20 protein-coding genes and 2 pseudogenes are annotated in these 26,244 nt (G+C 50.3%); 14 read left to right on the top strand and 8 right to left on the bottom strand.

Annotated features, from left to right (window positions below):
* The 3 genes from btsT to yjiA form a co-directional block, all read left to right on the top strand.
* A partial coding sequence (gene btsT, locus A7589_RS19265; protein WP_108188961.1) for a pyruvate/proton symporter BtsT occupies positions 1 to 1,794 on the top strand: 1,794 nt, incomplete at its 5' end.
* Between the two features lie 49 nt (positions 1,795 to 1,843).
* Positions 1,844 to 2,047, top strand: coding sequence for a YbdD/YjiX family protein (locus A7589_RS19270; protein ID WP_103893438.1), 204 nt, complete (start codon positions 1,844 to 1,846; stop codon positions 2,045 to 2,047).
* A gap of 10 nt (positions 2,048 to 2,057) precedes the next feature.
* Positions 2,058 to 3,014: a GTPase gene (gene yjiA, locus A7589_RS19275; RefSeq protein WP_054249794.1), complete on the top strand. Its 957-nt coding sequence runs from the start codon at positions 2,058 to 2,060 to the stop codon at positions 3,012 to 3,014.
* Between the two features lie 42 nt (positions 3,015 to 3,056).
* On the opposite strand, the gene A7589_RS19280 is transcribed toward yjiA, so the two are convergent.
* Positions 3,057 to 3,788 carry a Fic family protein gene (locus A7589_RS19280; RefSeq protein WP_108188962.1) on the bottom strand — a complete coding sequence of 244 codons (732 nt, stop codon included), beginning with the start codon at positions 3,786 to 3,788 and terminating at the stop codon, positions 3,057 to 3,059.
* 156 nt (positions 3,789 to 3,944) lie between these two features.
* On the opposite strand from A7589_RS19280, the gene A7589_RS19285 reads away from it, so the two are divergent.
* The 5 genes and pseudogenes from A7589_RS19285 (at position 3,945) to symE (ending at position 12,113) form a co-directional block, all read left to right on the top strand.
* The gene (locus tag A7589_RS19285; protein ID WP_108188963.1) at positions 3,945 to 5,111 is read left to right on the top strand and encodes a restriction endonuclease; all 1,167 of its coding nucleotides are present in this window, start codon (positions 3,945 to 3,947) and stop codon (positions 5,109 to 5,111) included.
* A gap of 63 nt (positions 5,112 to 5,174) precedes the next feature.
* Positions 5,175 to 6,794, top strand: a pseudogene (locus tag A7589_RS19290) (type I restriction-modification system subunit M).
* Positions 6,784 to 8,202, top strand: a complete 1,419-nt coding sequence (locus tag A7589_RS19295; protein WP_108188964.1) for a restriction endonuclease subunit S — start codon at positions 6,784 to 6,786, stop codon at positions 8,200 to 8,202. The pseudogene A7589_RS19290 and the gene A7589_RS19295 overlap by 11 nt, the downstream one beginning before the upstream one ends.
* Positions 8,203 to 8,296: 94 nt before the next feature.
* Positions 8,297 to 11,560, top strand: coding sequence for a type I restriction endonuclease subunit R (locus A7589_RS19300; protein ID WP_108188965.1), 3,264 nt, complete (start codon positions 8,297 to 8,299; stop codon positions 11,558 to 11,560).
* A gap of 214 nt (positions 11,561 to 11,774) precedes the next feature.
* On the top strand, positions 11,775 to 12,113 hold the full coding sequence (gene symE / locus A7589_RS19305; protein WP_000132615.1) for an endoribonuclease SymE: 339 nt from the start codon (positions 11,775 to 11,777) through the stop codon (positions 12,111 to 12,113).
* A 42-nt stretch (positions 12,114 to 12,155) separates the two neighbouring features.
* Here the strand turns inward: symE and A7589_RS19310 are convergent, their stop codons facing one another.
* Positions 12,156 to 12,320: a DUF1127 domain-containing protein gene (locus tag A7589_RS19310; protein WP_000394260.1), complete on the bottom strand. Its 165-nt coding sequence runs from the start codon at positions 12,318 to 12,320 to the stop codon at positions 12,156 to 12,158.
* Between the two features lie 176 nt (positions 12,321 to 12,496).
* On the opposite strand from A7589_RS19310, the gene A7589_RS19315 reads away from it, so the two are divergent.
* Entirely contained in the window at positions 12,497 to 13,909 is a 1,413-nt protein-coding gene (locus tag A7589_RS19315; protein ID WP_000199292.1) for an aminotransferase-like domain-containing protein, read from the top strand.
* A gap of 245 nt (positions 13,910 to 14,154) precedes the next feature.
* Here A7589_RS19315 and A7589_RS19320 read toward each other — a convergent pair whose 3' ends face one another.
* A complete protein-coding gene (locus A7589_RS19320; RefSeq protein WP_000181186.1) occupies positions 14,155 to 15,111 on the bottom strand; it encodes an Rpn family recombination-promoting nuclease/putative transposase in 957 nt (318 codons plus the stop codon).
* A gap of 184 nt (positions 15,112 to 15,295) precedes the next feature.
* Between A7589_RS19320 and A7589_RS19325 the strand changes: the two genes are divergently transcribed.
* The 3 genes from A7589_RS19325 to A7589_RS19335 all read left to right on the top strand — a co-directional run bounded on the left by A7589_RS19325 (position 15,296) and on the right by A7589_RS19335 (position 19,112).
* Positions 15,296 to 16,576, top strand: coding sequence for a DUF445 domain-containing protein (locus tag A7589_RS19325; RefSeq protein WP_108188966.1), 1,281 nt, complete (start codon positions 15,296 to 15,298; stop codon positions 16,574 to 16,576).
* A 433-nt stretch (positions 16,577 to 17,009) separates the two neighbouring features.
* Complete coding sequence (locus tag A7589_RS19330; protein WP_000166626.1) at positions 17,010 to 17,867, top strand: SdiA-regulated domain-containing protein; 858 nt, start codon at positions 17,010 to 17,012, stop codon at positions 17,865 to 17,867.
* Positions 17,868 to 17,933: 66 nt separating this feature from the next.
* The gene (locus A7589_RS19335; protein WP_000075230.1) at positions 17,934 to 19,112 is read left to right on the top strand and encodes an MFS transporter; all 1,179 of its coding nucleotides are present in this window, start codon (positions 17,934 to 17,936) and stop codon (positions 19,110 to 19,112) included.
* 39 nt (positions 19,113 to 19,151) lie between these two features.
* Here A7589_RS19335 and kptA read toward each other — a convergent pair whose 3' ends face one another.
* Positions 19,152 to 19,718, bottom strand: a complete 567-nt coding sequence (gene kptA, locus A7589_RS19340) for an RNA 2'-phosphotransferase (protein WP_108188967.1) — start codon at positions 19,716 to 19,718, stop codon at positions 19,152 to 19,154.
* 136 nt (positions 19,719 to 19,854) lie between these two features.
* Between kptA and A7589_RS19345 the strand changes: the two are divergent.
* A pseudogene (locus tag A7589_RS19345) lies at positions 19,855 to 20,114 on the top strand (hypothetical protein); the annotation flags it as partial.
* A 12-nt stretch (positions 20,115 to 20,126) separates the two neighbouring features.
* Positions 20,127 to 21,299, top strand: coding sequence for a beta-aspartyl-peptidase (iadA, locus tag A7589_RS19350; RefSeq protein WP_000568391.1), 1,173 nt, complete (start codon positions 20,127 to 20,129; stop codon positions 21,297 to 21,299).
* Positions 21,300 to 21,374: 75 nt separating this feature from the next.
* Here the strand turns inward: iadA and iraD are convergent, their stop codons facing one another.
* The 4 genes from iraD to uxuA form a co-directional block, all read right to left on the bottom strand.
* Complete coding sequence (iraD, locus tag A7589_RS19355) at positions 21,375 to 21,767, bottom strand: anti-adapter protein IraD (RefSeq protein ID WP_010357826.1); 393 nt, start codon at positions 21,765 to 21,767, stop codon at positions 21,375 to 21,377.
* A gap of 406 nt (positions 21,768 to 22,173) precedes the next feature.
* Positions 22,174 to 22,947 (bottom strand): Uxu operon transcriptional regulator, encoded by a 774-nt coding sequence (gene uxuR / locus A7589_RS19360; protein ID WP_000833696.1) that lies wholly within the window; start codon positions 22,945 to 22,947, stop codon positions 22,174 to 22,176.
* 269 nt (positions 22,948 to 23,216) lie between these two features.
* Positions 23,217 to 24,677: a fructuronate reductase gene (locus A7589_RS19365; RefSeq protein WP_000208178.1), complete on the bottom strand. Its 1,461-nt coding sequence runs from the start codon at positions 24,675 to 24,677 to the stop codon at positions 23,217 to 23,219.
* An 80-nt stretch (positions 24,678 to 24,757) separates the two neighbouring features.
* Positions 24,758 to 25,942, bottom strand: a complete 1,185-nt coding sequence (gene uxuA, locus A7589_RS19370) for a mannonate dehydratase (protein ID WP_000438582.1) — start codon at positions 25,940 to 25,942, stop codon at positions 24,758 to 24,760.
* Between the last annotated feature and the right edge of the window lie 302 nt (positions 25,943 to 26,244).

The following is a 26,244-nucleotide window of genomic DNA, read 5'->3' on the forward strand; positions in this document are numbered from 1 at the left end:
CTGTGGCTGCTGGCGGGGGTAGTGCTGGCCGGTGCGGTACAGGACTTTATGGTGCTGTTTATCTCCTCTCGCCGTAACGGCGCATCTCTCGGTGAGATGATCAAAGAAGAGATGGGACCAGTACCGGGGACTATCGCGCTGTTTGGCTGTTTCTTAATCATGATCATCATCCTTGCCGTCCTGGCGCTGATTGTGGTTAAAGCCCTGGCCGAAAGTCCGTGGGGTGTCTTCACCGTTTGCTCAACCGTACCGATTGCGCTGTTTATGGGTATCTACATGCGCTTTATTCGTCCGGGGCGTGTAGGTGAAGTCTCTGTCATTGGTATCGTGCTGCTGGTTGCCTCTATCTACTTCGGTGGCGTGATTGCTCACGACCCGTACTGGGGTCCGGCACTGACCTTTAAAGACACCACCATTACCTTCGCGCTGATTGGCTATGCGTTTGTTTCCGCACTGCTGCCAGTGTGGCTGATCCTCGCACCGCGCGACTATCTGGCAACCTTCCTGAAAATCGGCGTTATCGTCGGCCTGGCGCTGGGTATCGTGGTACTGAACCCGGAACTGAAAATGCCTGCAATGACCCAGTACATTGACGGTACTGGCCCGCTGTGGAAAGGCGCTCTGTTCCCGTTCCTGTTCATCACCATCGCCTGTGGTGCGGTATCTGGCTTCCACGCGCTGATCTCTTCCGGTACGACGCCGAAACTGCTGGCTAACGAAACCGACGCGCGTTTCATTGGCTACGGCGCAATGCTGATGGAGTCCTTCGTGGCGATTATGGCGCTGGTTGCTGCGTCCATCATCGAACCGGGTCTTTACTTCGCGATGAACACCCCGCCTGCGGGTCTTGGCATCACCATGCCTAACCTGCATGAAATGGGTGGCGAGAACGCGCCGATCATCATGGCGCAGCTGAAAGACGTTACCGCACACGCGGCAGCAACCGTCAGCTCCTGGGGCTTCGTGATTTCGCCAGAGCAGATCCTGCAAACCGCGAAAGACATTGGTGAGCCTTCTGTCCTGAACCGTGCAGGTGGTGCGCCGACGCTGGCGGTAGGTATCGCACACGTGTTCCACAAAGTGCTGCCGATGGCTGACATGGGCTTCTGGTATCACTTCGGTATTCTGTTCGAAGCACTGTTCATCCTGACCGCACTGGATGCCGGTACGCGTTCTGGCCGCTTTATGCTGCAAGACCTGCTGGGTAACTTCATTCCGTTCCTGAAAAAAACCGACTCTCTGGTTGCCGGTATCATCGGTACAGCGGGCTGTGTGGGTCTGTGGGGCTACCTGCTGTATCAGGGCGTGGTCGATCCGCTGGGCGGCGTTAAGAGCCTGTGGCCGCTGTTCGGTATCTCTAACCAGATGCTGGCAGCCGTGGCGCTGGTACTGGGCACCGTTGTGCTGATTAAGATGAAGCGTACCCAATACATCTGGGTAACTGTTGTTCCGGCGGTATGGCTGCTTATTTGCACCACCTGGGCGCTGGGTCTGAAACTGTTCAGCACCAACCCGCAGATGGAAGGCTTCTTCTACATGGCAAGCCAGTACAAAGAGAAGATTGCTAACGGTACTGACCTGACGGCGCAGCAGATTGCCAACATGAACCACATCGTTGTGAACAACTACACCAACGCAGGCCTGAGTATTCTGTTCCTGATTGTGGTGTACAGCATCATCTTCTACGGTTTCAAAACTTGGCTGAAGGTGCGTAACAGCGACAAACGTACTGACAAAGAAACACCGTACGTTCCAATCCCGGAAGGCGGCGTGAAGATCTCTTCGCACCACTAACCGTGTTTAGCCCCGCTTCGGCGGGGCTTTGTTCTTATCAGAGTGAACTATGTTTGGTAACTTAGGACAGACAAAAAAATATCTCGGCCAGGCGGCGAAGATGTTGATTGGCATTCCAGACTACGACAACTACGTCGAGCATATGAAGACCAACCATCCCGACAAGCCGTACATGAGCTATGAAGAATTCTTCCGCGAACGCCAGAACGCGCGCTACGGCGGCGATGGTAAAGGCGGTATGCGCTGTTGTTAATGGAGAGAGCATGAACCCGATTGCAGTTACCCTACTCACCGGTTTTTTAGGCGCGGGCAAAACCACCCTGCTACGCCATATTCTTAACGAACAACACGGCTACAAGATTGCCGTGATTGAAAACGAATTCGGCGAAGTCTCCGTTGACGATCAATTAATTGGCGACCGCGCCACGCAGATCAAAACGCTGACCAACGGCTGCATCTGCTGTTCACGCTCCAACGAGCTGGAAGACGCGCTACTCGACCTGCTGGATAATCTCGACAAGGGCAATATTCAGTTCGACCGTCTGGTGATTGAATGCACCGGCATGGCCGATCCCGGCCCGATTATTCAGACCTTTTTCTCTCATGAGATTTTATGCCAGCGTTACCTGCTGGACGGCGTGATTGCGCTGGTGGATGCGGTACATGCCGATGAGCAGATGAACCAGTTCACCATCGCCCAGTCACAGGTTGGCTACGCCGACCGTATTCTGCTGACCAAAACCGACGTCGCTGGCGAAGCAGAAAAACTGCGTGAACGTCTGGCGCGCATCAACGCCCGCGCACCGGTGTACACCGTCACTCACGGCGACATCGACCTGGGCCTGCTGTTCAACACCAACGGTTTTATGCTGGAAGAGAACGTCGTCAGCGCCAAACCGCGCTTCCACTTTATCGCGGACAAACAAAACGATATTTCGTCGATTGTGGTGGAACTGGATTACCCGGTAGATATCAGCGAAGTTTCCCGCGTTATGGAAAACCTGCTGCTGGAGTCGGCGGATAAACTGCTGCGTTACAAAGGGATGCTGTGGATTGACGGCGAACCTAACCGCCTGCTGTTCCAGGGCGTCCAGCGCCTCTACAGCGCCGACTGGGACCGCCCGTGGGGCGATGAAAAACCGCATAGCACGATGGTGTTTATCGGGATTCAGTTGCCGGAGGATGAGATTCGGGCGGCGTTTGCGGGGTTGAGGAAGTAGGGTTTATGGGCCGGATAAGGCGCAGCCGCATCCGGCGTCTACTCAGAGCTGATAGCACTCCACCAAAAACGCCATCATCTCCGTCGCGTCTTTGCTGTGATAAAAGCGTACCATTTTGCTGTTAAATTCCAGGGCTTTCGCTGCTGGAATACTGATTGGATTATAGCCGTGCATCATTAACCAGCCATTCATCATATGGCGGCTGGTGCGCTTGTTACCGTCGAAGAAAAACTGATAGTAGGCACCGAAAAGGAACATCGCCAGCGCGCCTTCAAACGGGGGAAGCATTTTAATATGCGCGACACCCTCAGCAAAAATGCGGTTCAGCTCTGGTGCGCCCGCTTCGGTAGCAGGAGGAAAATGGGTGCCCAACTCGCCGAGGTGAACGCGCGCATTGTAATGCAACTCTTCACCTTCGCCGCGAAAAATGCCCCACTCCGGCGCCTCATTGCGGGCAATAATGCCGTGCAATAACGTGAACGTTTTTTTATCGAGATCAAAACGGCCTGACTGCACCAGCTCGATCAACTTTTTCGCGCTGTCCGCCAGGTTTAGCACCTGCTCAGTATCACTGACCTTGTGCCCGCCAACGGTGACGCCATCGAGCAGCGTTTTAACTTCAACAAAGGTATAAGGGTTATTTTCCAGTTGCGCGGCATCCCAGACAAAACCCGCCATATGCGTTTTGAAGGTAAACAGCGCGATACGTGTGCCAACTTTTGGCATCTCCGGGATTACAGTGGCATCCCAGGTTAGCTCAAGCAGTTTGGTCATGGTTGTTTGTTCCCGTGCAAAAGTTATCTATTGCATTATTCCACAGTTTTAGCACAACGCTAAAACCATCATGTTCGTTGTGTTACTTGATTCATCCAATAGAATTTCTCACCTGACATGGCACACTAAACACCTCACTGTCGTTAAGGGATTACCGTGAAAAACTACAAAGTTATTACTCCGCTTTTTCCTACCTATGCGCAAGTTAAGGCTATGATGAAAGCCGTATCAGGCTATTCCCTGAAAGCGGTGCGCAACATGATTACCGCCATTCACGAGCAAACCGGTACGCCGCAAAAACCCGTTGACTGGTCGGAACCTGACCTGTGGATCAGCGAACGCTTAACGGGTGAAGATGCCGACATCGCCCGTCGTATTTGGGATACCGATAATCACATATTGAACCCGCGCCACAGCTACGGCTGCTACTTATTCCTCAACTATCCCCAGTTTGAGCTGATGGAAAGCACGCCAGACGATACCTGGCAGCCCACCTCGCGCGGGCAAAAATTTCTGCAAGATGATGAAAAAACGCTGCGTTCACTGGACGATCAGGAAGGCATTCTGCAACTGCTTGAGCTGCTGGCTGGCCGCGAAATGTCGCGCCGCGCTGATTTATTGCCGGAATGGCAGGCCTTTTTGCATCAGCATTCGAAATTCGCTTCCGCCAGTTCGGTGAAAAGCACGCTCTACTCCCGTCTCTATAACCTTATCGACCGTGACATGGTTAACCGTGAAGGCATGAGCTATCGCATCACCGACACCGGGCGCGCCTGGCTTGGAAAAGCGTTGCCAGCACGAAAAAGCGATCCGCGTAAAGAGCTGTTGGAAGCGGTGAAACGCTACAACGAGCAGCAAAAAGAGCTGCTGCGCGAACAACTCAGCACGATGAACCCTTACAAGTTTGAGCAACTGGTCGGTCAATTACTGGAAGCAATGGGCTACGAGCAGGTCGAAGTGACCAAAGCCTCTGGCGATAAAGGCGTGGACGTGATTGGTCAGGTGCAGGTCGGCATCACCACCATTACAGAAGTGGTGCAGGTCAAAAGAATGCAGAACACTATCACTCGCCCGTATATCGACCAGTTGCGCGGGGCGTTGCCTTACCACAAAGCCATTCGCGGTACGCTCATCACCACCGGGAAATTTGCGGCGAAATGTGCAGAAGCGGCGCTCTTTCCGGGTGCCGCGCCCATTACGCTGATTGACGGCGATCGCTTACTGGAACTGTTAATCGAAAATAATGTCGGCATTCGCCGCAGCAATGCAGTTGAATTGCTGGATGTGGATTTGCAGTTGTTTGATGAGCTGGAGATGGATTAAAGGGCGAAATCTGCCGCCTCTACCATTACAATAGCGACCCAATTTATCTGAACAGAGTTCATCATGGCCAAAGCACCAACTAAAAAAGCCAAAGCAAAGAAAGGCTTTGAAGAAACGTTATGGGATACCGCAAACCAACTTCGCGGTAGCGTTGAGTCCTCCGAATACAAGCACGTGGTGTTAAGCCTCGTGTTCCTGAAATTCATCAGCGATAAGTTTGAAGCACGCCGCAAAAAAATGATTGCCGATGGGTAAGCTGACTTCCTTGAGATGGAAGTTTTCTACCAGCAGGACAACATTTTTTACCTGCCGGAAGAGGCACGCTGGTCGTTTATCAAACAAAATGCCAAACAGGACGATATTGCAGTCCGAATTGACACCGCCCTCTCGACCATTGAAAAACGTAACCCAACCCTGAAAGGCGCGCTGCCAGATAACTACTTCAGCCGTCAGAATCTGGAAACCAAAAAACTGGCGTCACTCATTGATACCATCGACAACATCGAAACGCTAGCACACGAAACTGACGTTGAAACGTTATCGAAAGAAGACCTGGTGGGACGCGTTTACGAATACTTCCTCGGTAAGTTTGCCGCAACCGAAGGCAAAGGCGGTGGTGAGTTCTACACTCCAAAATGTGTGGTTACGCTGTTAACTGAAATGCTCGAACCTTTCCAGGGCAAAATTTATGACCCATGCTGCGGCTCGGCGGGGATGTTCGTGCAGTCGGTGAAGTTCGTCGAAAGCCATCAGGGTAAAAGTCGTGATATCGCGCTGTATGGTCAGGAACTGACAGCCACGACCTATAAACTGGCAAAAATGAACCTCGCCATTCGCGGTCTTTCAGCTAACCTCGGCGAACGCCCGGCAAACACTTTCTTTAGCGACCAGCACCCGGACCTGAAAGCCGACTACATTCTGGCGAACCCGCCGTTCAACCTGAAAGACTGGCGTAATGAAGCCGAATTAACCGAAGATCCACGCTTTGCCGGTTATCGTATGCCGCCAACCGGTAACGCCAACTACGGCTGGATTTTGCATATGCTCTCCAAGCTGTCGGCTAACGGTACAGCAGGTTTTGTGCTGGCAAACGGTTCGATGAGTTCTAACACCAGCGGTGAAGGCGAGATCCGTGCACAGATGATCGAAAATGATCTGATCGACTGCATGATCGCTCTGCCAGGTCAGTTGTTTTACACCACGCAGATCCCGGTGTGTTTATGGTTTATGACCAAATCGAAGGCTGCCGATCCGGCCAAAGGTTATCGTGATCGTCAGGGCGAGACGCTGTTTATTGATGCGCGTAACCTCGGCAGCATGATTAGCCGCACAACTAAAGAGTTAACGGCGGAAGATATTGCCACAATCGCCGATACCTACCATGCCTGGCGCAGTACGCCGGAAGAACTGGCTGCACGGATTGCGCGTGGTGACAGCAAACTGGAAAAATATGAAGACCAGGCAGGCTTCTGCAAAGTTGCGACCCTGCAAGATATTAAAGATAACGACTACGTACTGACACCGGGCCGCTATGTGGGTGCAGCCGAGCAGGAAGAAGACGGCGTGGCATTTGAGACGAAAATGCGGGAGTTGTCGAAGACGTTGTTTGAGCAGATGAAACAGGCGGAAGAACTGGATCGTGCGATTCGCCAGAATCTGGAGGCGCTGGGTTATGGGGAATAATTATATAGAAATGCGCCTTGAAGATTGTATGGACACTATTATTGATTACAGGGGTAAAACCCCAAAAAAAGCTGATAACGGCATCCCCTTAATCACGGCAAAAATAATTAAAAATGGCAGAATTCAAGAAGTAAATGAATTTATTGCTATTAATGATTATGATGACTGGATGGTTCGTGGGTTACCATTGGAAGGTGACGTAGTGCTAACTACAGAGGCTCCACTAGGTGAAGTAGCACAATTAGATGCACGCAAAGTAGCATTGGCTCAGAGAGTTATTACTCTAAGGGGTAAAAAAGGAATCCTAGAAAATGATTACCTTTTATATCTATTGCAGTCTTCTTTTGTCCAAAACCAGCTGGATGGAAGAGCCTCCGGAAGCACTGTTACAGGTATTAAACAGTCTGAACTTCGAGAAATAAGACTAAGACTGCCTCCAGTCTCTTTACAAAAATCAATTTCTCATCAATTAAAGTGTCTTGATAAAAAAATTGACTTAAATAATAAAATTAATAAAACCTTAGAACAAATGTCCCAAACCCTGTTCAAATCCTGGTTTGTGGATTTTGATCCGGTGATTGATAACGCTCTGGATGTCGGAAATCCAATTCCGGAAGCCCTGCAATCTCGCGCCGAATTGCGTCAAAAAGTACGTAATAGTGCAGATTTCAAACCACTCCCGGCGGAAATCCGCTCGCTTTTCCCAAGTGAATTTGAAGAAACGGAGTTGGGTTTAATTCCTAAAGGTTGGAAATTTTCAAATGTTAATAGCTTACTAAAAAATACAATTGGTGGTGACTGGGGGTGTGATTCCAGAGATGAAAAGCATACAATTCAAGCAGTGATAGTGCGCGGTACTGATATCCCGGAGTTAATTTCAGGGAGAATGAGTTCTGCTCCATGTAGATGGGTAGAACCCAAAAAACTTGAAAAAAGAAAAATTAATAATGGTGATATTATAATAGAAGTTTCAGGAGGAAGTCCAACGCAGTCAACTGGCCGTTCAATTTTCATGACTGAACAGATTATAAGCCGATTAGGGGGTATTATTGAACCTGCTAGTTTTTGTCGCAAGTTTGAGCCGTTATCTATAGAGATAGGGCTAATAATTAGTTTACACCTCAATAAAATATATAACGATGGAAAAATGTGGGAATACCAAAACCAAAGTACAGGAATCGCTAACTTCCAGACAAAATATTTTCTTGAGGCTGAACATATAGTTATGCCAGATGTTGAAATAATTAATACTTTTTATAATATCGTTATGCCTTGGATTGACAAGTCACATAATAATAATCAAATAGTCCTGAGCAACCTCCGCGACACCCTACTCCCGAAACTCATCTCCGGCGAGCTATCCCTGGAAGATCTTCCGGATCTCACCACCGATACAGAAGCCGCATAACGCATTTTGCCCCTGTAAAATCAGGGGCTTTCTGGTAAGGTTTTCTACTGATACGGGAATGCTTACCAGAAATTAGCCAGGGTTGGAGCGCGATATGAGTCTCTCTTTCAGTGAAGCAAAATTAGAACAAGCGATCATTGAACTGCTACAGGATCAGGGATATCAACACCTGATCGGCGATAATGTCCCACGTTCGAGTCTCGATCAGGTCATTATTGAAGACGATCTCCGACATTATTTAGCGGCACGCTACCAGCCTGATGGCATTACTGAAGAAGAGATTCAGCGACTGATCAAACAGTTCACCACGCTCCCCGCCTCCGATCTTTATGAAAGCAACAAAACATTTTGTCGCTGGCTGGCAAATGGTTTTCTGTTCAAACGCGACGATCGGCAACAAAAAGATCTCTATATTGAATTGCTCGACACCCGGCATCTACCTGCCGCACTGCGCCAGATATTTGACGCCGAAGATATCCCGTTGCAACAGGCGGCGGAACTTCCGCCCTCCTATATTAACCCGCCACTTAACCGGATTAAGATTGTTAATCAGCTTAAAATCTCCGGCAAAGATAACCAGACTCGTATTCCTGACGGCATTCTCTATATCAATGGTCTGCCATTGGTCGTCTTTGAATTTAAAAGTGCGGTGCGCGAGCAGGAAGCCAGTATTGGCGATGCCTGGAAGCAGCTCTGTAAACGCTATCGCCGGGATATTCCGCAACTGTTTATCTACAACGCGCTCTGCATTATTAGCGATGGCGTAAATAACCGGATGGGCAACCTGTTTGCGCCCTATGAATATTTTTACTCATGGCGCAAAGTCACCGGTAATGAAAACCGTGAACAGGACGGAATTCCATCATTGCACTCAATGATTCAGGGGCTGTTTCATCCGGTACGTCTGCTGGACGTGATTAAAAACTTTATCTGCTTCCCGGATAAAGCCAAGCACGAAGTAAAAATTTGCTGCCGATATCCGCAGTACTATGCCGCCCGCAAACTCTATTACAGCATCAAGCAAGCGCGTAAACCTTTCGGTAGCGGTAAAGGCGGCACCTACTTTGGCGCAACGGGCTGTGGCAAAAGTTACACCATGCAATTTTTAACGCGTCTTTTGATGAAGAGCGTGGAGTTTGCCAGCCCGACCATTGTTTTGATCACCGACCGCACCGATCTGGACGATCAGCTTTCTGCGCAAATGTGCAACGCCAAAAATTACATTGGCGACGACACTATCGTTCCCGTTACCAGCCGTGAAGATCTGCGTAATCAGCTAGCGGGACGCAATAGTGGCGGTGTATTCCTGACGACGATCCATAAATTCACCGAAGACACCGAACTTCTTTCTGAACGCAGCAATATCATTTGCATCTCGGACGAAGCACATCGCAGCCAGGTAAACCTCGACCAGAAAGTCATCGTCGATAAAGAAAGCGGAAAAGTACGCAAAACTTATGGCTTTGCAAAATACCTGCACGATTCACTGCCAAACGCCACCTATGTTGGCTTTACCGGCACACCGATTGACGCGACGCTCGATGTCTTCGGTGAGGTGATCGACAGTTACACCATGACCGAATCCGTTCAGGATGAAATCACTGTGCGCATCGTATACGAAGGCCGTGCGGCTAAAGTGATCCTGGACTCCAGCAAACTGGAAGAAGTCGAAAAGTATTACGAAGAGTGCGCAAACGCAGGCACCAATGAGTGGCAAATCGACGAAAGCAAAAAAGCCACCGCAACCATGAATGCGGTTCTGGGTGATGAAGATCGGTTAAAAGCCCTCGCGGAAGATTTTGCTAAACATTATGAAAAACGCGTAGCCGAAGGTTCCACCGTAAAAGGCAAAGCCATGTTTGTTTGTGCCAGCCGTGAAATTGCCTGGGATTTCTACCGCCAGCTTAAAGCTATTCGCCCTGCCTGGTTTGAAGTGAAGCAAGCCCCCGATGGCGTCGTCCTGACGGAACAGGAACAAAAAGAGTTACCGCCTTCTGAAATGGTGAAGATGGTCATGACGCGCGGTAAAGATGACGACGAGGCGCTTTATGATTTACTGGGTACAAAAGAATATCGTAAAGAGCTGGATAAGCAGTTCAAAAACGCTAAATCGAATTTCAAAATTGCCATTGTCGTTGATATGTGGCTGACTGGTTTCGATGTTCCTGAACTGGATACTATCTATATTGATAAACCCTTACAAAAACATAACCTTATCCAGACCATTTCTCGCGTTAACCGTAAACTGGAAGGCAAAAGTAAAGGGTTAGTGGTGGACTACATCGGAATTAAGAGTCAGATGAACCAGGCACTGGCAATGTATTCTCGCATTGATACCACCAACTTTGAAGATATTCAGCAATCGGTAATAGAAGTTAAAAACCATCTCGATTTGTTGGGGCAAGTCTTTTACGAATTTGACAGTCGGGATTATTTTAGTGGTGAGCCACAAGCGCAATTATCCTGCCTCAACCGCGCGGCGGAATTTGTTCTGCGTACCCAGAAAGTTGAACGTCGTTTTATGGGACTGGTTAAACGCATGAAAGCCGCCTACGACGTCTGCTGCGGCAGCGAAGCATTATCACAGACAGAACGTGACTATATTCACTATTATCTTGCTGTTCGTTCAATTGTTTTCAAACTGACGAAAGGTGACGCACCGGATGTCACCCAGATGAATGCACGCGTTCGCGAAATGATTGCAGAAGCGTTAAAAGCTGATGGCGTAGAAGAGATTTATTTTCTTGGCGATAAAAAAGCGGAATCTATCGATATTTTTGACGAAGATTATCTGGCGCGAATTAACAAGATCAAACTTCCGGCAACGAAGATCCAGCTATTACAAAAATTACTGGAAAAAGCGATCAGCGACTTCAAGAAAGTGAACCAGTTGCAAGGGATTAACTTCACCCGCCGCTTCCAGGCGATTATAGATCGTTATAATGAGCGGCGAGAAGATGATGTACTCAACGGTGAAGAATTCGATACATTCAGTCAGGAAATGACCGATATTATCTATGATATTAAAACCGAAATGGGCACTTGGGCCGATTTAGGCATTGATATTGAAGAAAAAGCCTTTTTCGACATTCTTGCTCATATGCGCGATAAATATCAGTTCACCTATGACGATGAAAAAATGCTGTCACTGGCAAAAGAGATGAAAAGCGTGGTTGACAACACATCGAAATATCCTGACTGGAGTAAACGCGATAATATTAAAGCGAAACTGAAAGTTGAACTTATTCTGCTTCTACACAAGCATAAGTTCCCGCCAGTAGCGAATGATGATGTTTATATGGGTGTGCTGGCACAGGCAGAGAATTTTAAAGAACATCATATGAATGCTTTAAATTAATTTTGAAGGCCGGATACACTTTGTTATCCGGCCATTGTGAATTAACGTTAATTTCCCTTCCAGATCTTTCCAGTAACGCTTTTATTATTTTCTATTTTTAGCTGGACTTTCCCCATATTTACTGATGATATGTCCAGGTATTTAGCGCGGTGCGGATGTGCGCCAACACACCCGCACCGCTCATCACAATCACTATTTCAGGAGAATAGCAGTTATGACTGACACGCATTCTATTGCACAACCGTTCGAAGCAGAAGTCTCCCCGGCAAATAACCGTCAATTAACCGTGAGTTATGCGAGCCGCTACCCGGATTACAGCCGTATTCCCGCCATCACCCTGAAAGGTCAGTGGCTGGAAGCCGCCGGTTTTGCCACTGGCACGGCGGTAGATGTCAAAGTGATGGAAGGCTGTATTGTCCTCACCGCCCAACCACCCGCCGCCGAAGAGAGCGAACTGATGCAGTCGCTGCGCAAGGTGCGCAAGCTGTCGTTGCGTAAACAAAAGCAGGTGCAGGATTTTATTGGGGTGATTAGTAGCAAAACGCCACGCTAAGTTTCTCTCCCCTTCCCCACACGGGAAGGGGAATTTCCCCCCTCACTCCACATCCTCCCTGCGTAGCCCAATATCCTTCAACCGCTCATCACTCATCTGCTGTAACACACGCCGGGTCTGCTTTTTCAGCCACCAGCTTCGCACCGCCTGCCAGAGTTGCACGAAGCCGATAAACGGCGCTTTGGCTTTGTTTTCGTGAAATTCCATCTGCTGCCTCCTCATCTTTCAGAGGCTTCATCATCCGCCTTCTGGCAGTTCACAATACAGATGCAAATATTACTTTTATTTAACATACAGACAGGTTAAAACAGCATCTGCATCCGGTTTTTTGCCAGCATCTGTACCGGTTTCTCTCTCTGTATGGTCCAAATAAGGAATACAGCATGACGCGTTATCAACATCTGGCGACTCTACTTGCCGAGCGGATTGAGCAGGGGCTGTATCGTCACGGGGAGAAATTGCCGTCGGTGCGCAGCTTAAGTCAGGAGCACGGCGTCAGTATCAGCACCGTGCAGCAGGCGTATCAGACGCTGGAAACGATGAAGCTCATCACCCCACAGCCGCGTTCGGGTTATTTTGTCGCGCAACACAAAGCCCAGCCGCCAGTGCCGCCGATGACGCGTCCGGTGCAACGTCCGGTGGAAATTACCCAGTGGGATCAGGTGCTGGATATGCTGAAAGCGCATAGCGATAGTTCTGTTATTCCGTTCAGTAAAAGCACGCCGGATGTCGAGGCGCCCAGCCTGAAACCGCTCTGGCGGGAGCTTAGCCGGGTGGTGCAGCATAATCTGCAAACCGTTCTCAGCTATGATTCGTTAACCGGTCAGCGGGTATTGCGCGAGCAGATTGCCCGCCTGATGCTCGACAGCGGCTCGGTGGTCACCGCCGATGACATTATTATCACCAGCGGCTGCCATAACTCGATGTCGCTGGCGTTAATGGCGGTGTGTAAACCGGGCGATATTGTCGCGGTTGAATCGCCCTGTTATTACGGTTCGATGCAGATGCTGCGTGGCATAGGCGTGAATGTGATTGAAATCCCAACCGATCCAGAAACAGGCATCAGCGTTGAAGCACTGGAACTGGCGCTGGAACAATGGCCGATTAAAGGCATCATTCTGGTGCCAAACTGTAATAATCCGCTGGGATTTATTATGCCGGACGCGCGCAAACGAGCCGTTCTCTCTCTCGCTCAGCGTCATGATATTGTGATTTTTGAAGATGATGTCTACGGCGAACTGGCAACGGAATATCCGCGCCCGCGTACCATTCATTCATGGGATAGCGATGGTCGGGTGCTGCTGTGCAGTTCGTTCAGTAAAAGCATTGCCCCTGGCCTGCGCGTGGGCTGGGTCGCGCCGGGGCGATATCACGATAAACTGCTGCATATGAAATACGCCACCAGCAGCTTTAATGTACCGTCCACGCAAATGGCGGCGGCGACGTTTGTGCAGGAAGGTCACTATCATCGCCATATCCGGCGGATGCGGCAGAATTATCAGCGCAATATGGTGCTTTATACCTGCTGGATACGGGAATATTTTCCCTGCGAAATCTGTATTACGCGCCCGAAAGGCGGATTTTTACTGTGGATAGAATTGCCTGAACAGGTCGATATGGTCTGCGTCGCGCGGCAATTGTGCCGCATGAAAATCCAGGTGGCGGCAGGTTCGATTTTCTCAGCTTCCGGTAAATACCGAAACTGTCTGCGCATCAACTGCGCTTTGCCGCTCAGCGAAACCTACCGTGAAGCACTGAAGCAAATTGGCGAGGCAGTGTATCGGGCAATGGAATAAATACGGAATCGTGACGACACGCCTGAATTTCCTCTGACGAATAGCCTGTGGCTCGTTTTGTCTCTGCCAGGTCATCGCCACGTTCCGGCATGGCTTAGGCAAAGTGCGCTTTGTTCATGCCGGATGTGGCGCGAGCACCTTATCCGGCATACAAAATATTGCAAATTCAATATATTGCATGGGCTATGTAAGCCTGATAAGCGTAGCGCACATCAGGAAGTTTGGCGTTTGTCATCAGTCTCTGATTAGTACTCGATCCATGGAGCGCGCTTTCTTTCAGGCAAGGGCTGTTCTAATGCCTGTATTTGCTCTGCCGAAAGTCCGGTATAACGTTGTATCCATTCAGGATCTGCACCATTCTGCAAAAACAATCGGAGAAGACGCTGTTCCCCTTCTTCTTTACCTTCAATCCTCCCTTCTTCCCTTCCCAGCAGCCATCCCGCATTATGTATTCGCTCTGCAATCGTCATGATTCGCTCCCTGTGTTGTGGCATTCGCCTGGCAAGCTCATTGACAAATTCTTCAAAACTCGCTTCATCACCAGCCAGTAAAATGTAATTTAACAGCGCGGTTATCTGGCTGTCATTAGCGCACTCTGTAACCAGTAATGCTACCAGTTGATCAATCAGCCCCATCATATTGCGCTGGCGGATATGCTTTTGGATCAGCTCCAGCAGGGCAACTCTGCGGTGCTGCACAATCTCGTCGTCCGGCACCACAGTGATATCCACCAGCGGGAACGCGGCGGTATAAAGTTTCCGAGCGGTAATCGGGTCGGCAAATTCATCCAGCCAGCACAAAGACCAGGGATAAGGACTACGACTGCCGTGATAAAACAGCATCGGAATAACCAGCGGTAGTGGTCGGCGTTTATCATGCTCTATATGACGCTGCATCACCGCCATGGAATATCGCATCAGGCGAAAGGCCATATGAATATCCTCGCGGCTCTGATGTTCAATCACCACGTAGATATAACCATCGCCTTCGCGGGTCTTTACCGACCATAAAATATCGGAGTGCAGCGCCCGCAGTTTTTCATCGACAAAGCTGGCTGATTCCAGTTTTAAGGTATCGAGATCGCACAGTTCACGCAGCCCTTTAGGTAAATGGATCTCCATAAAATCCCGCGCGGTGTCAGGGTGCGTGAGAAAAGATTTAAATAATGCGTCATGCGGCGTGCTGGTCGTGAAGTTTGTCATGGCGATCCGTCACCTGTTGAAGAGATAGCCCGACTTTAGCGATTCCTAATTCCGCTCACATCCGGTAATTTCCCATTCCCCGAGGCGCTTTCCAGGCTATTTTTGTTCTCCTGCAAGCGATACATTTTTCTGGAAGGCGTCTCGATTTTTGCGTGAACCTGCCGTCAGGCTCTATTCTTACGATATGAATAAAATCATTGAACTCCGACGCGCCAAAATGCTGGCGCTCTCTTTACTGCTCGTTGCTGCCGCGACTTTTATCGTTACGCTTTTTTTGCCCCCCAATTTTTGGGTGAGCGGCGTGAAGGCGATTGCGGAGGCGGCAATGGTCGGCGCTCTGGCTGACTGGTTTGCGGTGGTGGCGCTGTTTCGCCGCGTGCCGATTCCGATTATTTCTCGCCATACGGCGATTATCCCGCGTAATAAAGACCGGATTGGCGAAAATCTCGGGCAGTTCGTACAGGAAAAATTTCTCGATACCCAATCCCTGGTGGCGTTGATTCGTCGTCATGAACCGGCATTGTTAATCGGCAACTGGTTTAGTCAGCCGGAAAACGCCCACCGCGTTGGGCAGCATCTGTTGCAGATCATGAGTGGTTTTCTCGAACTTACCGATGATGCGCGTATTCAGCGTCTGCTTAAGCGCGCGGTGCATCGGGCGATTGATAAAGTGGATCTTTCCGGCACCAGTGCGTTAATGCTGGAGAGCATGACCAAAAACGATCGTCATCAGGTGCTGCTGGATACGCTGATCGCCCAACTGATCGCCCTGCTCCAGCGCGATAAATCACGCAAATTTATCGCCCAGCAGATCGTCCGCTGGCTGGAGAACGAACATCCGCTGAAAGCGAAAATTTTGCCAACTGAATGGCTGGGTGAACACAGTGCGGAGCTGGTTTCCGATGTGGTAAATTCCTTGCTTGACGATATCAGCCGCGATCGCGCGCATCAGATCCGCCATGCGTTTGATCGCGCCACCTTTGCGCTGATCGACAAGCTAAGAAACGATCCCGAAATGGCGGCGCGCGCCGACAATATCAAAGCGTATCTGAAAGAAGATGAAGCGTTTAATCGCTATCTCGGTGAATTGTGGGGGGATTTGCGGGAATGGTTGAAGGCCGATATCAATAGCGAAGATTCTCGCGTGAAGGAGCGTATCGCGCGGGCGGGTCAATGGTTTGGCGAGACGTTAATTGCCGATGACGCCTTGCGGGCGTCATTAAATGGTCATCTGGAACAGGCCGCGCACCGCGTCGCACCAGAGTTTTCGGCATTCCTGACACGCCACATTACTGACACGGTGAAAAGCTGGGATGCGCGGGATATGTCGCGGCAAATCGAGTTAAATATCGGCAAAGATCTCCAGTTTATCCGCGTCAACGGTACGCTGGTTGGTGGTTGTATTGGATTGATACTGTATCTTTTATCGCAAATCCCGACTTTGTTACCCCTCGGCAATTTTTAACCGCGAGAGAGAGCAGATAAAGCACACTTAAATCATGGTAATAATGTGGCCTTTTTCATTGTCTCCTGTGTACGGGGAGGAAAATCATGCCATTTGTCACCGTTCTACCCGCCATTTTCGAGCAGTTCTCCAAAGTGCGTCATTCCGCTGGTCGGCACTTACTGCACGTTTATGCCGCAGAAGATGCACACTGCCTGCGGTGCGTTTGCTCCACCTGAGCTGAAACTCTCGGAGAAGCAGAGAAAGAGCCTGCGCAATCTTTGTCATTGCGCAACGAACTGAATGCGATGACTGCCCGCATTCGTCAGCAATGGGAGGAAAGATTGCGACTGGAAATGCATTGCACATTACGATCTGACTCCGCGTTAAGGATTCATTAAGATCGCTACGTATACTTATCGATATCTTATTGATTTTCTTGGATGGAAATGCCATGACAAAAAGGTTTTCGTTAAGTAAACGTATCAGCATTATTATTCTTTTTGCCATTGTCGCAGTGTGTGTTTTCTTCGTGCAATCTTGCGCGCGCAAAAGCAGTTATCCCGCAGGGTTTCAAAATTACCACGTTAATATTGATGGTAAAGAGATTGCAGGTGTAACGAATAATATCTCCTCACTGACCTGGTCTGCGCAGAGTAATACCCTGTTTAGCACTATCAATAAGCCTGCGGCGATTGTTGAAATGACCACTAATGGGGATTTGCTCCGCACCATTCCTCTGGATTTTGTGAAAGATCTCGAGACGATCGAATATATTGGTGATAATAAGTTCGTCATCAGTGATGAACGCGATTATGCCATTTATGTGATTTCACTTAATGAAAATTCAGAAGTGAAAATCCTCAAAAAAATAAAAATTCCGTTGCAGAAAACGCCAACCAATAGTGGTTTTGAAGGGCTGGCCTATTCTCGCCAGGATCACACTTTCTGGTTTTTTAAAGAGAAAAATCCGATTGAGGTCTACAAAGTTAACGGGCTACTAAGTAGCAATGAATTGCACATCAGCAAAGACCAGGAACTACAACGTCAATTTACTTTAGATGATGTGTCCGGCGCAGAATTTAACCAACAAAAAAATACGCTTCTGGTGCTGTCTCATGAATCACGCGCACTCCAGGAAGTAACGCTGGCTGGCGAGGTTATCGGTGAAATGTCACTAACCAAAGGCAGCCGGGGTTTGTCACATAACATCAAACAGGCTGAAGGGATTGCGATGGATGCCTCTGGCAATATTTATATCGTTGGCGAACCGAATCGTTTTTATCGCTTTACCCCTACATCATCACATTAACAGACTGGCATGTTTCACCTTTTTGTTATTAACTTGTTAATTACAAAAAGACAAGCAAGGTAAAACATGTCCCCGTCATCGCATCCCGTAGAACGCTTTTCCTTCAGCACCGCGCTTTTCGGGATGCTGGTTCTGACCTTAGGTATGGGGTTAGGTCGCTTTCTTTATACGCCGATGCTGCCAGTTATGCTGGCGGAGGGGCAGTTTTCATTTAGCGAACTGTCGTGGATTGCCAGCGGCAACTACGCTGGGTATCTGGCTGGAAGCCTGTTGTTTTCATTCGGCGCATTTCATTTACCCTCACGTCTGCGCCCGTTTTTATTGGCTTGCGCCCTGGCAACCGGATTGTTGATCCTTGCGATGGCGTGGTTGCCGTCGTTTATTCTGGTGTTGTTGATTCGCTTTCTGGCAGGCATCGCCAGCGCCGGGATGTTGATTTTCGGCTCGACGCTCATCATGCAACATACCCGCCATCCTTTTGTACTTGCGGCACTGTTTTCTGGCGTTGGTGTTGGTATCGCGCTAGGCAATGAATATGTGCTGGCTGGGCTGCATTTTTCCCTCTCCTCGCAAGCGCTATGGCAAGGTGCCGGGGCGCTTTCTGGCATGATATTGATTGTACTGGTGCTTTTGCTTCCTTCGAAAAAACACACCATCGCGCCAACGCCATTAGCAAAAACCACTCAACAACCCATGAGCTGGTGGTTGCTGGCTATTCTGTACGGTCTGGCGGGTTTTGGTTATATCATCGTTGCCACTTATCTGCCGCTCATGGCGAAAGATGCTGGCCTGCCATTACTGACCGCCCATCTCTGGACGCTGGTCGGCTTGTCGATTGTGCCAGGCTGCTTTGGCTGGTTGTGGGCAGCAAAACGTTGGGGGGCGTTACCCTGCCTGACGGCGAATTTGTTGGTACAGGCTATCTGCGTGCTGTTAACCCTCGCCAGCAGCTCTCCTTTATTACTCATCATCAGCAGTATTGGCTTTGGCGGCACCTTTATGGGCACGACCTCGCTGGTGATGACCATCGCCCGCCAGCTTAGTGTGCCGGGAAATCTCAACCTGTTAGGCTTTGTGACGCTTATTTATGGCATCGGGCAAATTCTCGGCCCGGCGCTGACCAGTATGCTCGGCAACGGAACGTCGGCGCTCGCCAACTCCACGCTTTGTGGCGCAGCGGCGCTGTTTGTTGCCGCGCTCATCAGCACAGTGCAATTATTTAAGCTGCAAACGGCGACTTCATAAGGGGGGATTTTTCTCCCCACCATACCAGAGAAGAGCGCCTCAGTATTTCCCTTGCCAGTCAAGAAACTCAACCGCAACAGTTGCTGTCAGCCAGACCCCGTTTTCCGCTTGCCAGAAAGGTATTCCTCGTTTCGCCATTTCTTCGGCTTTGACGGTTAAGATAACCGGCGATCCATGTCTGGCTCCTACTTTGCGAGCTGTCGCTTCATCAGCAGAGAGATGCACGTAATGACGCTCCCCTGCAATCAATCCCTGACCTTTTATCGCCTCAAGGAAGCGACTTGCCGTACCGTGGTAGAGAAATTGTGGCGGTGTTTTTTCGGTGAAGGCAATGGCGACCTGCGAGGTCGAATGCCCTTGAACAGCGCGAATGCACTTACCATCATTCGAATAACTAAAACGCTTTTTATCGCTAGTGGCGACAACGACATCCAGTAAGGCACGGGTTAACCGCTTGCCCACTTTTTGTGCACAGAGTATGAGTTTATCGACATCCGCCCATCCTTCACGATCCAGCGCGATGCTAATCGCCTCTGGTTTATGTCGGAGGACAAAACTTAAAAACTTACTCGTATCTGCCAACTCTTTTTCGCCATACTTTGCCATTTTGTCTTCTTCCCTGTATTTCCTGTTTTTATTCAGCTACGTCATTGTCACTGGGTTTATGAATTTTCTGCAACTCAATCCTGTTTTTCCACTCTGCAAAAAACACGTAGCAACACGCAGATACAAAAACGTTGTGGGGACTGCCGCTGTCCTTTTAGCCACATTGATGAGTATGGGCAGCGCAGTCGGCGTTGCTGTCAGCCATGCGACCGCAGGCGAACCGGCCATGATGTCACCGTTTTACTGCCCGCAATGTATTTAATGGCCAACCCGGTGCAAAATGTCGGTCGCAGCCTGGAGACAGCCGAAGTGAATGCTAAATGCTATCTGCATATCATTACGGTCTGCGCGATTAACGCATTGCTGTCGATCTGGGTTATGCAGATTATTGTTTAACAAGGAGTTTACATGATTGATTATTCCGCAGCCGGTTTCATCCTGCTGCAGGGAGCGCATTTGTATGCGCCGGAAGATCGGGGAGTTTGCGATGTCCTCGTCGCTAACGGCAAGATTATCGCCGTTGCCAGCAATATCCCTTCTGACATCGTACCGAACTGCACGGTTGTCGATCTCAGCGGGCAGATCCTCTGCCCTGGTTTTATTGATCAACACGTCCATTTGATTGGCGGCGGCGGCGAAGCTGGCCCCACTACACGCACGCCGGAAGTGGCGTTAAGCCGCCTGACGGAAGCGGGCGTCACGTCGGTGATTGGCCTGCTTGGCACCGACTCTATCTCTCGCCACCCGGAATCCCTGCTCGCCAAGACCCGTGCGCTCAATGAAGAAGGCATCAGCGCCTGGATGCTGACCGGTGCTTATCATGTGCCTTCCCGCACCATTACGGGTTCTGTGGAAAAAGACGTGGCGATTATCGATCGCGTGATTGGCGTGAAATGTGCCATTTCCGACCACCGGTCTGCCGCGCCGGATGTTTATCATCTGGCCAATATGGCGGCGGAGTCCCGCGTTGGTGGCTTGCTCGGCGGTAAACCTGGCGTCACCGTGTTCCACATGGGCGACAGCAAAAAGGCGCTACAGCCTATCTATGATCTCCTGGAAAATTGCGATGTGCCAATCAGCAAGTTGCTGCCGACGCACGTTAACCGCAACGTTCCTTTGTTTGAACAGGCGCTGGAGTTCGCCCTGAAAGGCGGCACCATCGACATCACCAGCAGCATTGACGAACCGGTCGCCCCTGCCGAAGGGATTGCCCGCGCCGTTCAGGCGGGTATTCCGCTGGCTCGCATCACCCTCAGCTCCGACGGCAACGGTAGCCAGCCGTTCTTTGACGACGAGGGGAATTTAACGCATATCGGCGTTGCCGGTTTTGAGACGTTGCTGGAAACCGTGCAAGTGCTGGTCAAAGACTACGGTTTCAGTATCAGCGATGCCGTGCGTCCACTCACCAGCAGCGTCGCCGGTTTCCTCAACCTGACCGGGAAAGGCGAAATTCAGCCCGGCAATGACGCGGATTTGCTGGTTATGACACCGGAACTGCGCATTGCGCAGGTGTACGCTCACGGCAAACTGATGGTCAAAGACGGCAAGGCGTGCGTGAAAGGAACGTTTGAAACTGCATAAGCGGTTGTCAGCCGCCCGAATGGACGTAGGATGCCCGTTCGGATGGCTGACAGAGTAAAACGCAGAAGATGGTATTTAGCTGACTTTCCCCACCGTCGCACTGTACCAACCACCATGCTGCCAGACCAGATCAAACGTCAGCGGTTCATCGTCGTGGTACAGCATCATCTCCAGACTGATCGTCAGATCGTGGCAATATGCTTCTTTCAGACTCACCTGCAATGCAGCAATACGTGGTTCATGAAATAAAAGAGCGGAACGCAACTGGCGGCAATACCAGCTCTGGAGATGTTTGTCGCTCTGATTATCCCCTTGCCACTGTGGCATACCTGAAATAAGTAATGCGGGTAGCGGTGAGTGAGGAGAATTGAAAAGTTGAAAGAGATCCCGACATACGGAATCACGCAGCGATGATGTATTGCTGCCTGTGTTTTCAGGTAATACGGTCTGAAGTAATTGGCGCATCATTTTGCGCACTCCTGACGTTTAGCGGCATCGATATCTTGCCCTGACGGCTTGACACCACTGGGTTGATGCTCATTTTCCATAATCATTCCTTTTTGCTCATCGCATCCGTGCCTGATAACAGGCTTGATTCTTGCCCGCAAAGTATAAGACCCTGAACAGAAATGAAGATCCACTTACTTTTTATTTAAGAAGATATAATTTGATAAAAGTCACTAAACCAGACAGAAACAAACCAATATATTTTGATTATTCCGAATAATCACTCAGATTTAAATAGATATAAAATGCTTATAAAAGACATGTAATAAGTAATTATTAAATTACTCATCGTTTATTAATAATATCGGTTATTACGTGGCTAAAAGGCCTGGTGCAAAGCTGCTCAACTTGGCACCAGAAATAAGGGTCAGGCGTCAACTTTATCCAACGGCCAGGAGTCGAAGAGATAGCCGTCAAAATAGATATCGTCAACATTGGAAAACTCCAGCAGGCGCTGTTTCACATTTTCCAGATGCTGCCACATTGCCAGCTTCGCCGCACGGGCGTCTTTTTTGATTAACGCGGCGAGGATCTGTTTGTGATCGCCCAGCCACTCTTTGCGATACAAGCTGTCATCCAGATGGCTGTGCAACTGGATCCACATCGGATTGTTTTCCCGCCACTGCCAGGACTGCCGGAACAGCTCCACCAGCATACTGTTATGGGTCGCTTCCGCGATAGCGAGGTGAAACTGCATATCGCCGCTTTCACTGCTGCCCGGCGCGCTGGAAGCCAGCTCACGCTCTTCCAGTTGCAATGCCTGGCGCATTTTGACGATATCTTCGCGGGTGGCCTGCAAAGCGGCAAATTCCGCGATGTTACTTTCCAGTAACTGACGCGCCTGTAACAGCTCAAAAGGACCGGCGTCATTGCAGACGTTGGCATCTGCGTTGTCTGTGTTCTGGCTGCCTAAGCTATCAAGAACATAAATACCGGCACCGCGCCGCACTTCTACCAGCCCTTTGATCTCCAGCATGATCAACGCCTCACGCACCACAGTACGCGTGACCTCGAGCATTTCTGCGATTTCACGCTCCGGCGGCAGTCGTTCGCCAGGATTGTACGGTGTTTTGATGATCAGATCGCGGATCATCGCCCCGACTTCCTGGTAAGGTCTTTGCGCAGAGGTGGCAGATTTCATGGTGTTGTGTCCGTTAGGTGCGGTTAATCAAATTATTGCCGAATGCGACGTGAACGCCTTATCCGGCCAACAAAGAGTGCGTATTCAATAAGTTGTGATTGATACCCAGGCTCGATAAGCGTGCGCATCGGGCGATCTTACGTTGATCGTTAATGACAAACTATACCATTAGCACTGGAAGTTGGCACGTACAGGTGGGCAAAAAAACGAAAACTGGTCAACCAAATATGAGTTTGATTGACCAGTAAGTCTGTCGGGGAATCAGTCAGTTACAGTGCAGCCACGCATTCGCGCGCGCCGCGCTCGCACAGTTGCTGATATGCCGCCGTCACCGCACCAACAAAGTCGGCATTCTGCGGCAGATCATCGGCAAAAATACCGCTCAGGCTCAACAGGGCTTTTACGCGTTCTGCTCCCTGATATTGCGCGTTGATCTTCTGGAACTCAGCCAGCATCGGATCAACTACGTCGATGGCGTTGCCTTGCTCATCCACACCCTGGGTGTAGCGCATCCAGCCCGCCACGCCGAGCGCCAGGTGACGCCAGCTACCGCCGTTTTGCAGGTGCAGGCGCACCGGATCCAGCAGACGCTGCGGTAACTTCTGGCTACCGTCCATCGCAATCTGCCAGGTACGATGACGCAGAGACGGGTTGCTGAAACGCTCGATCAGCAGTGTCGCATAGGCGTTCAGATCAGTCCCTTCCGGCATCGACAGCGTTGGCGCTTGTTCCTGCATCATCAGGGCAAAGGCGGCTTTGCGATAAGCCGCATTAGTCATGGTATCGGCAATGGTTTCATAGCCACCGAGGTAACCGAGGTACGCCAGGAAAGAGTGGCTGCCGTTGAGCATACGCAGTTTCATCATTTCGAACGGCACAACGTCTGCAACGAACTGTGCGCCCACTTTATCCCAGTCCGGGCGACCATTAACGAAGTTATCTTCAATCACCCACTGACGGAACGGTTCACAGGCAATCGCGCACGGATCGTAAACACCCAGCTGATCAGCAATTTCCTGTAAGGTTTCAGGAGTAGCCGCCGGAACGATGCGGTCAACCATGGTGCACGGGAAGGTGACGTTTTCTTCAATCCATGCCGCCAGCTGCGGGTCACGCGCCTGAGCCAGCCCCAGAACGGCAACTTTCGCCACATGACCGTTTTCACGCACGTTGTCGCAGGACATTACGGTAAACGCTTTCAGCCCTTTTTCACGACGCAGACGCAGGGCTTCTACGATGTAACCAATCGCGGACTTCGGCGCGGTCGGGTTTTCCAGATCGTGCTTGATCAGCGGGTTATTAAGATCCAGCTGACCGCTCGCCGCATCGGCGCAGTAACCTTTTTCCGTGACCGTCAGGGAGACAATCGCTGTTTGCGGACGCGCCATTGCGTTGAGAATACCTTCGCAACCGTCGATTTCCGGATGCAGGGCTTCTTTCATCGAACCGATAATTTTCAGTTCAGTGCTTTCTGCGCCTTTTTCCGCCACGGTGTACAGCAGTTGCTGTTTTTTCAGGTTTTCGATCAGCACGCGGTCGTTGCCTGGCATCAGGTTAACTTCGCAGATACCCCAGTCACTGTCGGTGCTTTCCAGCAGGTGATGGGTATACAGCGCCTGGTGCGCGCGGTGAAACGCCCCGCAACCGAGATGCACAATGCGTGATTCCAGACGAGAATGATCCCATGACGGGCGGGCAACCGGCAGATTGCTGTCAACAATAGTAGTCATCGTAAACTCCAGAATCCGTCTTCAGAGAGTGACGGCAAGGAAGAAGGAACCGGCACGGCGCGCAGCCATGCCGGTGGATATTAACGGCTAAAGAAAGCGCGCTGGATCGCCAGTTCGACACCGCGAACTTCGGCCAGGCCTTTCAGACGACCAATCGCGGAATAACCTGGGTTGGTTTTCTTCTTCAGGTCATCCAGCATCTGATGACCGTGATCCGGACGCATCGGGATCAGGTCTTCTTTGCCTTCCGCTTTACGACGGTGTTCTTCTTCAACGATCGCTTTTACCACTTCGTACATATCAACGTCACCGTTCAGATGCGCCGCTTCGTGGAAGGTTTTCGGGTTATCTTCACGCATGGTGGAACGCAGATGGGTGAAGTAAATGCGCGGACCAAACTGCTTGATCATATCAACCAGATCGTTGTCAGCACGCACGCCGTAAGAACCGGTGCACATGGTGAAACCGTTCGCCATGCTGTTTACGGTGTCAACCATCCACTGCATATCTTCAATGGTGGAAACGATGCGCGGCAGGCCGAGGATCGGGCGCGGCGGATCGTCCGGGTGAACCGCCATACGCACGCCGACTTCTTCGGCAACCGGAATAATGGCTTTCAGGAAGACGGCAAAGTTTTCGCGCAGTTTGGCTTTGTCGATATCTTTGTACAGCTCCAGGTGCTTACGGAACTGGTCGAGGGTGTAACCTTCTTCCGCACCCGGCAGACCAGCAATGATGTTACGGGTCAGACGCGCTTTGTCTTCATCGCTCATGGTGGCGAAACGTTCTGCTGCCTGAGCAATTTCTTCTTCGGTGTAATCCGCTTCCGCGCCTGGGCGCTTCAGGATGTGCATTTCAAACGCAGCAAATTCGATCTGGTCGAAACGCAGGGCTTTGGAGCCGTCCGGCAGTACGTATTCGAGGTCAGTACGGGTCCAGTCAAGCACCGGCATGAAGTTGTAGCACACGGTGCGGATGCCGCACTGCGCCAGGTTGCGCAGGGTCTGCTGATAGTTAGCGATCCACTGCTCATAGTTGCCAGTGTGGGTTTTGATATCTTCGTGAATTGGCACGCTTTCCACGACAGACCACACCAGACCTGCGTCTTCAACGATAGCCTTGCGTTTGAGGATCTCTTCTACGGACCATACTTCGCCGTTCGGGATATGGTGCAGCGCGGTAACCACGCCAGTTGCGCCCGCCTGACGGACATCAGCTAAAGAAACCGGATCGTTTGGGCCGTACCAGCGCCAGGTCTGTTCCATGATTTTTCCTCTTTCACATAGTGGGTTCCACAGCGAAGAGACGCGGAACCCCGGAGTTGTTTAGGTATCCGGATGAACAACCAGACCACAGCCGTGGCGTCGCACCGGATGAGATGGCGTATAAGTTCTACCTTTTGGTAAGACATGTCAACCCGGATTCTAAAATTGGTTAACCACATCACAAGAAATCTACTCTCCCGCCGGTTGTTGCAAATTACAGCAAAGGGTAAACAACGGTTATTGATCAGGGTATGTGATATTCATCGCAACAATGGTTGACCAATTTACATAACATGTCGCCC

Origin of the sequence: Escherichia sp. MOD1-EC6475 (assembly GCF_003046645.1) — a bacterium.
Taxonomy (GTDB): Bacteria; Pseudomonadota; Gammaproteobacteria; order Enterobacterales; family Enterobacteriaceae; genus Escherichia; species Escherichia ruysiae.